Raw genomic sequence first — 12,625 nt, 5'->3', positions numbered from 1 at the left:
ACAAATAGACTGTCTTTTCATCGGCAGTATAACCCAATTCTTAAGGGCAAACAGTGTAAGCCCCATAAACGAAAAAGGCCGCTTAGGCGGCCTTTTTACTTAACTGAATGGATTCACCAGAATCATGGTCTCATTCCGGTCTGGCCCGGTTGAGATGATATCGACAGGTGTTTCCAGCAGTTCTTCAATCCGCTTGATATAGTTGATTGCTGCCTGTGGCAGTTGCTCCAGTGAAGTGGCACCAAAGGTGTTTTCACTCCAGCCTGGCATGGTTTCATACACAGGAGTAACGTGCTCATAGCCTTCAGCCGCCAGCGGGGTCACATTGGACACAGTACCGTCTGGGTGCTGATAGCCTACGCAGAGCTTCACTTCTTTCAAGCCGTCCAAAACGTCGAGCTTGGTCAGGCAGAAACCACTGATGCTGTTGATCTGAACCGCGCGGCGCATAGCCACTATATCCAACCAACCCGGACGACGCTTACGACCGGTTGTCGCACCAAATTCCTGGCCCTTGGTTCCCAAGTGATCGCCGATTTCACATTCCAGTTCAGTCGGGAATGGGCCGGCACCCACACGGGTGGTATAAGCCTTGATGATGCCGCAGACATAGTCCAGATGACGTGGGCCAAATCCGGAACCTGTTGCCACACCACCCGCGGTAGTGTTGGAAGAGGTTACAAATGGATAAGTACCGTGGTCGATATCCAGCAATGTGCCCTGAGCGCCTTCAAACAGTATGTTGTCGCCATTCTTGCGGGCTTGATCCAGCAATTCGGTGACATCCACACACAGACCTTTCAGATAGTCTGCCAGTGCCAGTGCTTCATCCAGAGTCTTCTGGTAATCAACAGCTTCACACTTATAGTATTCGGTGAGCATAAAGTTGTGATAGGCCATCACTTCTTTCAGCTTCTCGGCAAACAGCTGTGGATTGAAGAGATCCCCTACGCGCAAACCGCGACGGGAAATTTTATCTTCATAAGCCGGGCCGATGCCGCGTCCTGTAGTGCCGATAGCCTTATTACCACGCGCTTTTTCGCGAGCGATATCCAGCGCACAGTGGAAAGGAAGGATCAGAGGACAAGCTTCAGAGATCAGCAGGCGTTCCTCTACCGGAATACCTTTCTCTTTTAGCATGCCGATCTCTTTCATCAGAGCATCGGGCGCCAAAACCACGCCGTTGCCGATAATGCACTTGACGTTATCGCGCAGAATGCCTGAGGGGATCAGATGAAGAACGGTTTTTTCACCATCGATAACCAGAGTATGACCAGCGTTGTGGCCACCTTGGTAACGGACTACGAATTTTGCCTGTTCGGTCAGAAGGTCGACAATCTTACCTTTTCCCTCGTCACCCCATTGAGTGCCGAGAACAACTACATTTTTGCCCATTGTTTGCTGCAAGGTTGCGGTTAAAGCAGGATTCTAACAGATATTGACATGGAAGGGGCAAGTATTTATGAAAAAATAATCAATATGACGATTCCTGCAACAACCAGAGCGCCACCCAAGCGTTGCATGATGGCTGTCGGTTGAGAAGCCACCTCCAGCAGATAGCGGCGCCAGCGATTAGGGAATAACAAGGGCCCTATCCCCTCAAGGATCAATACCAAACCCAAGGCCATCAACAGTAGTTGCCAACTCATGTTTCACCCCATTTAAACCTGCCACAACAACCCTGAGTATACAGGGCTGCTAGGGATAAATCTCAGCCATAAAAAAACCCAGCATATGCTGGGTTTTTGGTATCTCGAAAGCGATATTAACGCTTGGAGAACTGTGGCTTACGACGTGCTTTACGCAGACCAACTTTCTTACGCTCAACCTTACGAGCATCGCGGGTTACATAACCAGCAGAACGTAAAGTAGGACGCAGAGCTTCGTCCAGCTCCATCAGAGCACGGGTGATACCGTGACGGATAGCGCCAGCTTGGCCAGTGATACCACCGCCCTTAACAGTTACATAGATGTCCAGCTTTTCAGTCATTTCAACCAGCTCAAGCGGTTGACGAACAACCATACGAGCGGTTTCACGACCAAAGTAAACATCCAGAGGACGTTGGTTAACAACGATGTTGCCACTACCTGCTTTAGCGAATACGCGAGCAGTTGAAGTTTTGCGACGGCCAGTGCCGTAGTACTGAGTTGCAGCCATTTGCTTAATCCCGTTTAGATATCAAGAACTTGAGGTTGTTGTGCAGCGTGGTTGTGCTCTGCGCCAGCGTAAACTTTCAGCTTACGGAACATGGCACGACCCAGAGGGCCTTTTGGCAACATACCCTTGACTGCTTTCTCGATGATCATTTCTGGCTTGTGAGCTTGCAGCTTCTCGAAGCTGATTTGCTTGATGCCACCTGGGAAGCCTGAGTGCGAGTAGTACGTCTTGCCTGCAGCCTTGTTACCGGTCACAGTTACTTTCTCGGCGTTGATCACGATGATGTAGTCACCGGTATCTACGTGAGGAGTGTACTCAGCCTTGTGCTTGCCACGCAGACGCAGAGCGATTTCAGTGGCGATACGACCCAGGGTCTTACCTTCGGCATCAACAACGTACCAGTCACGAGCTACAGTTTCTGGCTTAGCAGTAAAAGTCTTCATTATTACAAAAACCCAAAGTTAAATTCTGTCACATGCTACCTGCGGATGCAGATAACACAAAAATGCCTTACTCTGCCCCTTCGAGCAAAGAAACTGGCTTTTAAATCCGCCCAATCGGCGGAGTAACGTGGGCAGGTGGCGGATTATAGTCAAAGCTGAACTAAAAATCACCTGCTTTTTAATATCTCGCCGCAAAAGGTGATCTTTTTCGAGCCGTCATCGCTCTGCCGCTATTCAAGCCTTATTGACCATGCCTATTTAATTGAATTTTCTATGGCAAAACGGATTTTGCTCTTACCTAAGGCAGATGTTCCAACGCCAGGTAATCCCGGGACTGCATCTCAATCAGGCGGGAGCGGCAACGGCGGAACTCGAAACTCAGTTGCCCATCTGTGTAAATCTGCTCGAGCGGAACCTCGGCCGAAATAATCAGTTTCACATGCCGCTCATAGAACTCATCCACCAGCGCCAGGAACCGGCGGGCGATATCATCCCCTGTCTGCTGGGCGCCCATCTGTTCCAGGCCACTGAGCAACACGGTGTGAAACAGCTGTGCCAGTTCCATATAGTCCCGCTGACTGCGAGGTCCATCACACAGTGCGCGGAAGTCGGCCAGCAAAACACCTTGAGCCTGCTTGCGGATCACTATGCTGCGTCCATCGATTTCCAGCGGTGTTTCAGAGACTTCTGACTCGGGCGCCAGTTGGGTGAAATAACGTTGTAGGTTGGATTCGGCCGTTTCATCGAGAGGATGATGGTAGATCTCAGCCTGCTCCAGGGTCCTCAGTCTGTAGTCGATTCCTGAATCGACATTCAGCACCTGGCAGTTGGCCTTAATCTCGGCGATGGCTGGTAAAAACCTGGCCCGCTGCAAACCATTCTTATAGAGGTCATCCGGCACTATGTTGGAGGTAGCAACCAAGACCACACCCTCCTTGAACAAGGCCTCGAACAGCGTACCCAGTAACATGGCATCTGTGATGTCCGAAACAAAGAACTCATCGAAGCAGATCACCCGATATTGTGCTGCCATCTGTTTGGCTATTACCAACAGCGGGTCCCGGGTTCCCTTGAGTTCGTCCAGTTCCCGATGAATTCTGTGCATAAAGCGATGAAAATGCGCCCTCAGTTTCTGCTCACCCGGCAATGCATCGAAAAAGGTATCCATAAGATAGGTCTTGCCGCGCCCGACACCGCCCCATAGATAAAGCCCTTGAACTTTTGCGTTTTTTTCACGGCTAAACCAAGCACGCCAAGCTGACTTTTGCGGCCGTTGCAGCTCATCATAAACACGCTGCAATGCCCGTACTGCCTGTTCCTGCGCCGGGTCATGGCTGAAATCATCACGGGTGAGATCTTGTTGGTAATGCTGCCAGGGGGTTAACTGCGACACTTGAATTCTTCTCTTTTAACCTTATTTGATGGGTACCTAACCTAACTCACGTAACAGAGTCGGGGCGGCAAATGGTATCATGAGACCTTAGCTCGGGGTATATTTTGCCCATATCCCCACGGGATAGGGCAAGCGCAGCAAGACACAAAGACAAATTTAAGGAGTCGATATGGAATGGCCACTGGTATTTGCGGCTTTTATTCTGGGGTTGATACTGGGTTATATCGGCAAGACCTTGGTCAGCCGCGGGCTCGGCAAGAGCAGTAAAGGGGCAGCCATAGAGCGCAGCAAGATGGAATTGAGCCAACACAAGCAGGAAGTCAGTGATCATCTGGCCGAACAGCGAGCACTATTGGGACAACTGACAGAACAGATCAATCGCCTCAATCAGCATTGGAATCAAGGCAGCCAAAGACTGGCCAAAGAGGAACAACTGCCCCCCTTGCCATTTATGCAAACAAGTACCAATGATGCTGATGACCAGGTTGAAACTACGCCCTCGCTCAGAGCAGAGCAGAATTAATCTTTATTAATGAATGATGAACTTTTTCACCAGGCGTAAAGTCGGATTAGTTAACGGACGCTCATACGAGCCTTTATGATTCAGCCACCTCGGTGGCAAACAATACATGGTTATTTGATCCCGTATTAGGAGCAATGCATAGATGAAAACCAAGTTATCTCTTGTTTCCGCCGCCCTGCTGGGGGCTACTCTGACACTGGCCCCGGTTGTTTCACAGGCCGCTTTGCCACAAGCCGTAGACGGCCAAACCATGCCGAGTCTGGCTCCCATGTTGGAACAGACCACTCCGGCAGTTGTCTCTGTGGCTGTTTCCGGCACTCAAGTTTCTCGTCAACGGGTACCGGATATCTTCCGCTACTTCTTCGGCCCCAACGCCCCACAGGAGCAAGTACAGGAGCGCCCCTTCCGCGGCCTGGGCTCCGGTGTCATCATAGATGCGGATAAGGGCTATATAGTCACCAACAACCATGTGATTGATGGTGCCGATGATATTCAGGTGGGTCTACACGACGGTCGTGAGATCAAGGCCAAATTAATAGGTAAGGATAAAGACGCCGATATCGCTCTGCTGCAGATTGAGGCCGACAACCTCACGGCAGTCAAGTCTGCCGATTCGGATGACTTAAGGGTTGGCGACTTCGCCGTGGCCATAGGTAACCCCTTCGGTCTTGGGCAAACCGTCACCTCGGGTATCGTCAGTGCCTTGGGGCGCACCGGCCTTGGCATAGAGATGCTGGAAAACTTCATTCAAACCGATGCCGCCATCAACAGCGGTAACTCAGGCGGCGCCTTGGTTAACCTGCGCGGCGAGCTTATCGGTATCAATACCGCCATTGTGGCTCCCGGCGGCGGTAACGTAGGTATCGGCTTCGCGATCCCAGCCAACATGGTTCATAGCTTGGTGGATCAGATCATCGAACACGGCGAAGTGCGCCGCGGCGTGCTGGGGGTCATGGGCCGAGATCTAGACAATGAACTGGCTCAAGGCTTCGGTCTCGAGACCCAGCATGGCGGCTTTGTCAGTGAAGTAATGGAAGGCAGCGCCGCCGACAAGGCGGGCATCAAGGCCGGTGATATTATCGTGAGTATCAATGGCCGTAAGATCAAGAGCTTCCAGGAACTGCGAGCCAAGATTGGTACCATGGGTGCCGGTAGCAAGGTAGAGCTTGGCTTAATACGTGATGGTGATGACAAGACGGTCAAAGTCACCCTGGGTGAAGCCAGCCAAGTGAAAGAAACCGCAGCTGGCGCTGTTCATCCGATGTTGGCCGGTGCCACTCTGGAGAACAGCAAGAAAGGTATCGAGATCACCGATATCGCCCAGAATTCTCCAGCGGCTATGAGTGGTTTACAAAAGGGTGACCTGATTATTGGGGTCAACCGCACCAAGACCACCACGCTCAAGGCTCTGAAAGAGGAGCTCAAAGAGCAGCAAGGCGCGGTGGCGCTGAAGATAGTCAGGGGCAACAGCAGCCTGTATCTGATCCTCAGGGGTTAACCATGGCGTAAAAACAGCGGGGAATTACCCCGCTGTTTTATTTTCAACGGTTAAAGTGCTCTACAGAATCTGCTGTTTATCACGTGACTATTGTTCTGAACTATTGCTCCGAACCGTAAGAAACATGCTAATCTAACGAGCCTTTTTTAATATTCAGCAATATCATCACAATGAAAGAAACCCTGATCTATATCTGCAAAGCAGTGGTCTTTGGCCTGGTTATGGCAGCCATCTTTTTGCTGGCCAACCGTTTTCTGGGCGAAGGCAATCTCGGTGGCAACCTGTTGCAGTTCAGGGGGAACAGTGGTGCAGAGCTGTCCTTTGCCAAGGCGGTACGCCGCGCCGCGCCAGCAGTAGTGAACATCTACAGCCTGGGTATCAATCAGAGCCGACCTCTGGATGGTGGTTTACTGCAGGGTCTGGGCTCAGGCGTCATCATGAGCAAGGAAGGCTACATTCTCACCAACTATCATGTGGTCAAGAAGGCCGATGAAATTGTGGTGGCATTGCAGGATGGTCGAAAATTCGGTGCCGAAGTCGTCGGTCAGGATCCGGAAACTGACCTCGCCGTGCTGGAAATCCAAGGCGAGAACCTACCCGTGGTACCAGTGAATCTCGACAGCCCTCCTCAAGTAGGCGATGTGGTGCTAGCCATAGGTAATCCCTATAACCTGGGGCAAACCATCACTCAGGGGATCATCAGTGCCACAGGGCGTAACGGCTTGAGTACAGGTTATCTGGACTTTCTGCAAACCGATGCCGCCATCAATGCCGGTAACTCGGGTGGCGCCCTGATAGACACCCATGGTGGTCTGATAGGCATTAATACCGCCGCCTTCCAGATAGGCGGTGAAGGGGGGGGCCATGGCATCAACTTCGCTATTCCCATCAAGCTGGCCTATGCGGTCATGGGTAAACTGATCAAGGATGGCCGGGTGATTCGCGGTGCCTTGGGGATCTCAGGTGAAGACGTCAGCCCGGTTGTGGCACAAATACTCAACTTGCCGGATCTTCGCGGTGTAGTAGTGACCGGCATAGAACCCAATGGCCCGGCAGCACTGGCCGGTCTGAGGCCCAGAGATGTGATCACTCAGTATCAGGGCGAAGAAGTTACCCGCATCTATATGCTGATGGACAGGATTGCCGAAACCACACCCGGTACCAAGGTTACCCTGCAAGTGATCCGTGCAGGTAAACAGATAGAGTTTCCGGTTGTAATAGGTGAGAAGCCGGTCGACTACAACTGAAAATAAATCTGCCAGCAAAACAGGCAGAGACAAAAACACCGGGTCGAGAACCCGGTGTTTTTATTGGTAACAGGACTTAGTCCTGCTCTTCGTCGTCTTCATCTTCCAGCTCGTCACCTATGTAATAGGTGCCCCAGCCGTCATAGTCGACCTTGTGCTTGACCGCCAGCTGCAGCAACTGCTCACAGGCCTTATCCAGAAGCTCGGCTTCAAGTTGATGGTAGGCAATAGCGTCAAAACAGAAGATCAGGCTACCGTCATCCAGCTCCACCTCTTCGGCATCATTAACCTCAAAGCCCAATTTAAAGGCATCGACAGCGGCCTTCTCCAGGCGATCAAAGTTAGTGGACGAAAAATGGTGCTCTATGGTGTATTCAGCATCGGCCTCAGAACCGTCATCCAGCAAGGACTGAATAATGTCACGGTTTTCCTGCTTCTGCGCCTGCAACAGACGTTCATTAGACATGCTTGTCTCCGAAAAAAAGTGTCAGGGAGTATTATACGATATCCGCTGGCACAGTTTTACCCATAAGTGCTGCCGCCTCGGCATTCAGTTGTTTCAGCTTGCTGGCCATGGTGGCATGGATCTTATCGGATAACTCTTTGACATTGGCCTTGCTTAGACCGGTAGTCGCCACAGGCTCCATCATCTCAATGATCACCACGCCATTGTTCCAGCGGTTGAGCTTGATATGGCATTGATTGGAAGCCAGCACCGGCACCATAGGCACTCCGGCGGCTATGGCGGTATGAAATGCTCCAGCCTTAAAGGGCAACAGACCGCGACCGCGACTACGGGTACCCTCAGGAAAGATCCACACAGAGAGACATTTCTCCTTGATCTTGCGCGCCGTCTCGGCCATGGTTTCAAAGGCGCGGGCACGGTTCTTGCGATCGATGAGAATATTACCCGAAAGCCAATAAAGCTGACCAAAAAGTGGCATCCACAACAGGCTCTTCTTCCCCAGACTGACAGTACCTTTGGGAACCGCAGCCGTGTGGGTAAACATATCGAAATTATTTTGATGGTTCGCCAGAAAGATACAGGGCTCACCCGGGTTGGTTTTGCCTGCTCGCACTATGACTTTAACACCCAATATAGGGGCTACCGCCGAAAACAGTCGGGCAAACAGGTGTACATTATCCCTGTGTCTTGGACGCAAGATGCAAAAAATGCCACCAAAAACAAAGGCCAGCAACAAGAGCACTGCCAGCAGCAGAGAACGGACTATCAACAGCATAAATTTACTCCACTTATGCAACGGCGGACAGTATAGCTACAGGCCTGCTGTGGCTCAATCTTTTGTTTACATCTGTGCGCTGATTTTTAACAGCAGAAAAAATGCGGCCGCCGGGCCGCATTTGGAGGTTAGTTCTCAGCGGCCTGGACTCAGGGACGATCGCTGAAACTTAGCAGTATACGAAACAGCAGCGCACTCAGAGCCAGTGTAGCCACTATAGCGGCCCCACTAGGCAGGTCATAACTCGCCGAGGCCCACAGACCGGCGACATAACCCAATACTCCGACCAGATAGGCCCAGCCAAGTGCGAAACGGCCGCTGTATTTATTCAACGCCAGTGCCGGCAGAATCAAGGTGCTGAACACTAAATAGACACCCACCAGCTCCACCGACAGGGTTATCACCAGGGCAAACAGGGGATAAAACACGGCGCCATTGAGCAAAGACGGGCGCCACAGCAATAGCCCCAACACCAGAGCATAAACCAGAGCCGGCAAGATCAGTTGTGGCCAGTTGACCCAAAGGATCTGCCCCGACATCAGCTGCTTGAGCAGCTCGGCACCATGGGGGTCGTTGGAGAGCAACAACATGGCAGTCACAGCAGCCAACACGTAGAAGCAGCCGATCATGGCCTCCAGTTCAGAGGCCATTTTACGTGACAACCAGGCTATGATTCCGGCCCCGGCCAGGGCAAACAATGCCGGCATCCATACATGAGAATAAGGAATATCCTCCAGATCATGGTTAAGATGCGCCACTATCGCCCCCAGTGCCGCGACTTGGGCAATCGCCAGATCGATAAAGATGATCCCGCGCTTCAACACCTGGCGCCCCAATACCACATGGGTTGAGAGCACCAGCAGGCCGGCCACAAAGGCCGGCAGGAGTATGCTGAACAGTCCGCTGTCCATAATCAATTCACGCTCTTGAGCAGCGAGATGGCGCTGTCATACAGGCTGAAAAGATCCTGGCTCTGGGCGTTACCACCTACCGACATGGGCAATACCAATACCGGCAGCTTGGCTCTTTCACCCAACCAGTTGGCGCCACGTTCATCCTGATAGGATGCCACTACCACGGCACTGACATCCCCTTGCCCTGCCCGCTCAAGCAGCGAAGCCAAGTGTGAACTGCTGGGGGGCAACCCGGGCTTGGGCTCAAGATCCGCGACCTGAGAAACTCCCAACCAGTTGAACAGATAGCGGAAACTGGTGTGATAGGCGATAACCTTCTTGCCCTTGAGTGATGCCGCTTCGGCCTCCCAGTTGGGAATAGCCTGCTGCCAACGCTCGCTGAATGCCTTGAGCGCAGCCTCATAGTCGGCTTTTCCTTGAGGATCCAGGGCCACCAGCTTGGCGCTCAGCGCCTTGGCGATATCCAGCATCCGATAAGGGTCAAAGTGCAGATGCGGATTCCCCTTGGCGTGCACATCCCCCATGCTGCGGTCGACCGAATCCAGCTTATCCAGGGTCTCAACCTGATCGGCTGCAAAAAACAGCCCCTGATCCGTAGAGCGCACCTTGGCGTTGGAAGATTTCATCTGCAGCATAGGCAACCAACCGATTTCCAGATCCGCACCGGCGCAGACCGCCAGATCCGCCTGGCGCATCTTGGCGATCAAACTGGGCCGCGCCTGCACCTGGTGAGGATCCTGCAAGGCCGTTGTGGCCGAATAGATGTCCGCATCCGGTGCCAAGCTCTTGGCCAACGCGGCATATTCAGGTTCACAGGCAAAAATATTCAGGCTGGCCTGAGCCTGCCAACTGGCCACCAGAGTCAAAGCGGCCGTGGCCAGGCCGACAAATTTAGAATTGATGCGCACCGTGGGCCCCCAGAGTCATAACGTATTGCAGAGTGATAACATTGTCGTCTTCGATACCGTCGAAATTAGTGCCACGCTGATTGGTGTACTGCAGTCTTACGGTAGAGAAATGGCTGTGATGCCAGGCCAGGCTAACTTCGGTTTCTTTCAGCTTCTGACCGTGGAAATGATCGTCGTGGGCCTGCTGGGTATCCAACTCGCCATAGCGGATCCCGGTAGACCAGCTGGGGCTCCATTGGTAGACACCGCTCAGATACCAGCCCTGATGGTAATCTTTCGGCTCAGCATGGGCGTGTTCATCCTCGTGATGCTCATGCCCGGCCTCGGCAACGAAATCTGCCACCCGGAAATACTCACCACTCACAGTCAGATGCTGATACTTGTAGTTGCCGTTGGGTGCCCACTTATAAACAAAGTCGGCAATATAAGTGTTTTCACCCGTATAGGCTGCACCATGGCTGTGACCTTCGTGGTCGTGGCCGTGATCATGCTCCTCTTCCTCACCCGCGTGCTCTTCAAAAGGGGTCAGGCGGCCATTTTCATTGCGCAGATATGACAGTCCCAACTGCCAGGAACTGTCTGTCCCTATATCACCACCTATCTTGGTGTAAGCGGTGTAGACACCCACATCCTCGAACTCGCGCTCGCCGTGTTCATCCTCGGCACGCATCTTGTCGCCCTTGAAGGCCTCCAGCCCCATGACCCAGTAAAGATCAGTCGGCGCCACATAGTTCAAGCGGATACCATCATCGAAGTAATGATTGCCTAGGAAGGCGCGGTAAGCCGCCGGTCGGTCGGTAAAGGCATCCGAGTGCGGGTGTTGGTTATTGAGATAGCCCACGTCAGACAGGAAACGACCGGCACGCACCGCAAACCCAGCCGGCATCGCCAAAGTTTGAATAAAAGCCTCTTCCAGCTCCACTTCGGTATCACCATCATGGTTTTCTATGATGGTGGTGACTTTTCCATAGAACATATCATCAATATTAGCGCTGAGTGCCAGTTCGGTTTCCCCCAGACCAAAACCTTCCTGACGCTCGGCCAAGGGACGATCCGCCGTTTGATAATAGCCATCCAAAACCGCACTGATCGCCGGATTGGTCAGCGTAGGGTCCTGGGCCATTGCACAGGTGGAAACCAAGCCAAAGGCCAAGGCCAGAGGCGAAATACGAGTTGAAAAAACAGTCATTTTAGCTCCTGAAATACAGCAGTCATCGCACCGCAATTCGATGCGGTCGATAGCAAAATTTAAATAGCAGTTTCTTTAAATTCAGGCTGTAACAGGGGGTGCACGGCTGTTAAACAGGCGAACGTGGGGCGCCTGCCAGGAAGAAGCCGTAAAACTGGCTCTGATATAGGATTGTTTGACAGCATCCAGATGCAGCCCGGTGCCGGGCATGACCTTATTCAGCTGATGCTGATGGAAGCAGAGAGTACAGTGAGTCTTGTGCCCCTCTTCGAGATGGGAAATGCTGTGGGCCGACGCAGCCACAGACAAGAGCACCAATATGGCGGCAAGCCATATTGCAATAGTGCTTCTTGTACGAACAGCGATATCCAAACCTAACATCCCCCAGACAGATCCGGCGCTAGTTTAAGTCAGCTGAGACAAAGGTTGCAACAAGGTTACTGAGGGAAAATAAAGCTGCAAGCGTTACAAAATGTGTAAATTTGCAATCTATGTTGAAGATATTTTGCTGACACGACAGGCGATTAAGTTCTGCTTAAGCTCTGCCGGATAAGGTTTAAGCGATACAGTATCAGCCATGCAATAGGCATCAACCAAAGGAAAAGCTATGTTGGCATTTCTCAAAAATAACCTGGGAATCATCCTGTTTGCCATTCTGTTTTGTGGCGCAATTTTAGGTGGCATCTATTACGTCGAAACCTCCCTGGCCAATCAGGTACAGGTGATAGAGTAAGCCGTTAACGGTACTTCTGCCGCTGCGCCGAATCATCCTCTTCAACTTTAACCGGCGCCTCAACCGTGTGCAGATGATCCATCAAGTGGCTGATCAGCAAGACGATCAGCCCAAGAATTGCGATGGGTATCCCAAAGTGTCTGGTCTCTGGAACCAACCAGGCACAGATAGTCGCCGCCAGCCCCAGGTAAAATCCCATCAGTTTCAATTTCAATAACCAAGGCGTCTTCCCTAGCCAGGCTTCACAATGAGGGCACTGGATCTGCGCAGAAAAGCCACTACCCCGCTGCTGAGCTATCTGAGAAACATTAAAGGTTTTATTGCAATTGGGGCATAACACTCGGGCTTTCTCCGGCGAGTTCACAAAGGGGCGCCATT

Annotated in this window: 16 protein-coding genes; 4 read left to right on the top strand and 12 right to left on the bottom strand. The window is 52.1% G+C overall.

All coding sequences use genetic code 11. From position 1 onward, the window contains the following. Positions 1-99: 99 nt before the first annotated feature. The 5 genes from CBE72_RS07935 to zapE form a co-directional block, all read right to left on the bottom strand. The gene (locus CBE72_RS07935) at positions 100-1,395 is read right to left on the bottom strand and encodes an adenylosuccinate synthase (protein WP_100143079.1); all 1,296 of its coding nucleotides are present in this window, start codon (positions 1,393-1,395) and stop codon (positions 100-102) included. Between the two features lie 65 nt (positions 1,396-1,460). After that, entirely contained in the window at positions 1,461-1,649 is a 189-nt protein-coding gene (locus tag CBE72_RS07930; RefSeq protein ID WP_100143078.1) for a DUF2065 domain-containing protein, read from the bottom strand. A gap of 116 nt (positions 1,650-1,765) precedes the next feature. Continuing rightward, positions 1,766-2,158 (bottom strand): 30S ribosomal protein S9, encoded by a 393-nt coding sequence (rpsI, locus tag CBE72_RS07925; RefSeq protein WP_025009335.1) that lies wholly within the window; start codon positions 2,156-2,158, stop codon positions 1,766-1,768. A gap of 14 nt (positions 2,159-2,172) precedes the next feature. Further along, positions 2,173-2,601, bottom strand: coding sequence for a 50S ribosomal protein L13 (rplM, locus tag CBE72_RS07920; RefSeq protein ID WP_025009334.1), 429 nt, complete (start codon positions 2,599-2,601; stop codon positions 2,173-2,175). 298 nt (positions 2,602-2,899) lie between these two features. Then, positions 2,900-3,994 carry a cell division protein ZapE gene (zapE, locus tag CBE72_RS07915; RefSeq protein WP_100143077.1) on the bottom strand — a complete coding sequence of 365 codons (1,095 nt, stop codon included), beginning with the start codon at positions 3,992-3,994 and terminating at the stop codon, positions 2,900-2,902. A gap of 169 nt (positions 3,995-4,163) precedes the next feature. On the opposite strand from zapE, the gene CBE72_RS07910 reads away from it, so the two are divergent. From CBE72_RS07910 to degS, 3 genes are all read left to right on the top strand, one after another. After that, a complete protein-coding gene (locus CBE72_RS07910; protein WP_100143076.1) occupies positions 4,164-4,517 on the top strand; it encodes a ZapG family protein in 354 nt (117 codons plus the stop codon). Between the two features lie 142 nt (positions 4,518-4,659). Then, complete coding sequence (gene degQ / locus CBE72_RS07905) at positions 4,660-6,015, top strand: Do family serine endopeptidase DegQ (RefSeq protein ID WP_100143075.1); 1,356 nt, start codon at positions 4,660-4,662, stop codon at positions 6,013-6,015. A gap of 164 nt (positions 6,016-6,179) precedes the next feature. Next, positions 6,180-7,262: an outer membrane-stress sensor serine endopeptidase DegS gene (gene degS, locus CBE72_RS07900; protein ID WP_100143074.1), complete on the top strand. Its 1,083-nt coding sequence runs from the start codon at positions 6,180-6,182 to the stop codon at positions 7,260-7,262. A gap of 76 nt (positions 7,263-7,338) precedes the next feature. On the opposite strand, the gene rraB is transcribed toward degS, so the two are convergent. The 6 genes from rraB to CBE72_RS07870 all read right to left on the bottom strand — a co-directional run bounded on the left by rraB (position 7,339) and on the right by CBE72_RS07870 (position 11,895). Continuing rightward, positions 7,339-7,728 carry a ribonuclease E inhibitor RraB gene (rraB, locus tag CBE72_RS07895; RefSeq protein ID WP_100143073.1) on the bottom strand — a complete coding sequence of 130 codons (390 nt, stop codon included), beginning with the start codon at positions 7,726-7,728 and terminating at the stop codon, positions 7,339-7,341. Positions 7,729-7,759: 31 nt separating this feature from the next. Further along, positions 7,760-8,503 carry a 1-acylglycerol-3-phosphate O-acyltransferase gene (locus tag CBE72_RS07890; protein ID WP_100143072.1) on the bottom strand — a complete coding sequence of 248 codons (744 nt, stop codon included), beginning with the start codon at positions 8,501-8,503 and terminating at the stop codon, positions 7,760-7,762. A gap of 149 nt (positions 8,504-8,652) precedes the next feature. Further along, positions 8,653-9,414, bottom strand: coding sequence for a metal ABC transporter permease (locus tag CBE72_RS07885; protein WP_100143071.1), 762 nt, complete (start codon positions 9,412-9,414; stop codon positions 8,653-8,655). A 2-nt stretch (positions 9,415-9,416) separates the two neighbouring features. After that, on the bottom strand, positions 9,417-10,325 hold the full coding sequence (locus tag CBE72_RS07880) for a metal ABC transporter solute-binding protein, Zn/Mn family (protein ID WP_039034462.1): 909 nt from the start codon (positions 10,323-10,325) through the stop codon (positions 9,417-9,419). Then, the gene (locus tag CBE72_RS07875; RefSeq protein WP_100143070.1) at positions 10,309-11,514 is read right to left on the bottom strand and encodes a hypothetical protein; all 1,206 of its coding nucleotides are present in this window, start codon (positions 11,512-11,514) and stop codon (positions 10,309-10,311) included. The genes CBE72_RS07880 and CBE72_RS07875 overlap by 17 nt, the downstream gene beginning before the upstream one ends. Positions 11,515-11,595: 81 nt before the next feature. Then, positions 11,596-11,895 carry a DUF2946 domain-containing protein gene (locus tag CBE72_RS07870; protein WP_100143069.1) on the bottom strand — a complete coding sequence of 100 codons (300 nt, stop codon included), beginning with the start codon at positions 11,893-11,895 and terminating at the stop codon, positions 11,596-11,598. 226 nt (positions 11,896-12,121) lie between these two features. Between CBE72_RS07870 and CBE72_RS20550 the strand changes: the two genes are divergently transcribed. Further along, complete coding sequence (locus CBE72_RS20550; RefSeq protein ID WP_039034459.1) at positions 12,122-12,247, top strand: hypothetical protein; 126 nt, start codon at positions 12,122-12,124, stop codon at positions 12,245-12,247. Between the two features lie 4 nt (positions 12,248-12,251). Here CBE72_RS20550 and CBE72_RS20585 read toward each other — a convergent pair whose 3' ends face one another. Next, the gene (locus CBE72_RS20585) at positions 12,252-12,461 is read right to left on the bottom strand and encodes a hypothetical protein (RefSeq protein ID WP_307877442.1); all 210 of its coding nucleotides are present in this window, start codon (positions 12,459-12,461) and stop codon (positions 12,252-12,254) included. Between the last annotated feature and the right edge of the window lie 164 nt (positions 12,462-12,625).

Origin of the sequence: Shewanella carassii (assembly GCF_002777975.1) — a bacterium.
Taxonomy (GTDB): domain Bacteria; phylum Pseudomonadota; class Gammaproteobacteria; order Enterobacterales; family Shewanellaceae; genus Shewanella; species Shewanella carassii.
Note: the sequence above shows the minus strand (reverse complement) of the source record. Positions and strands in the feature narration are given on the sequence as shown.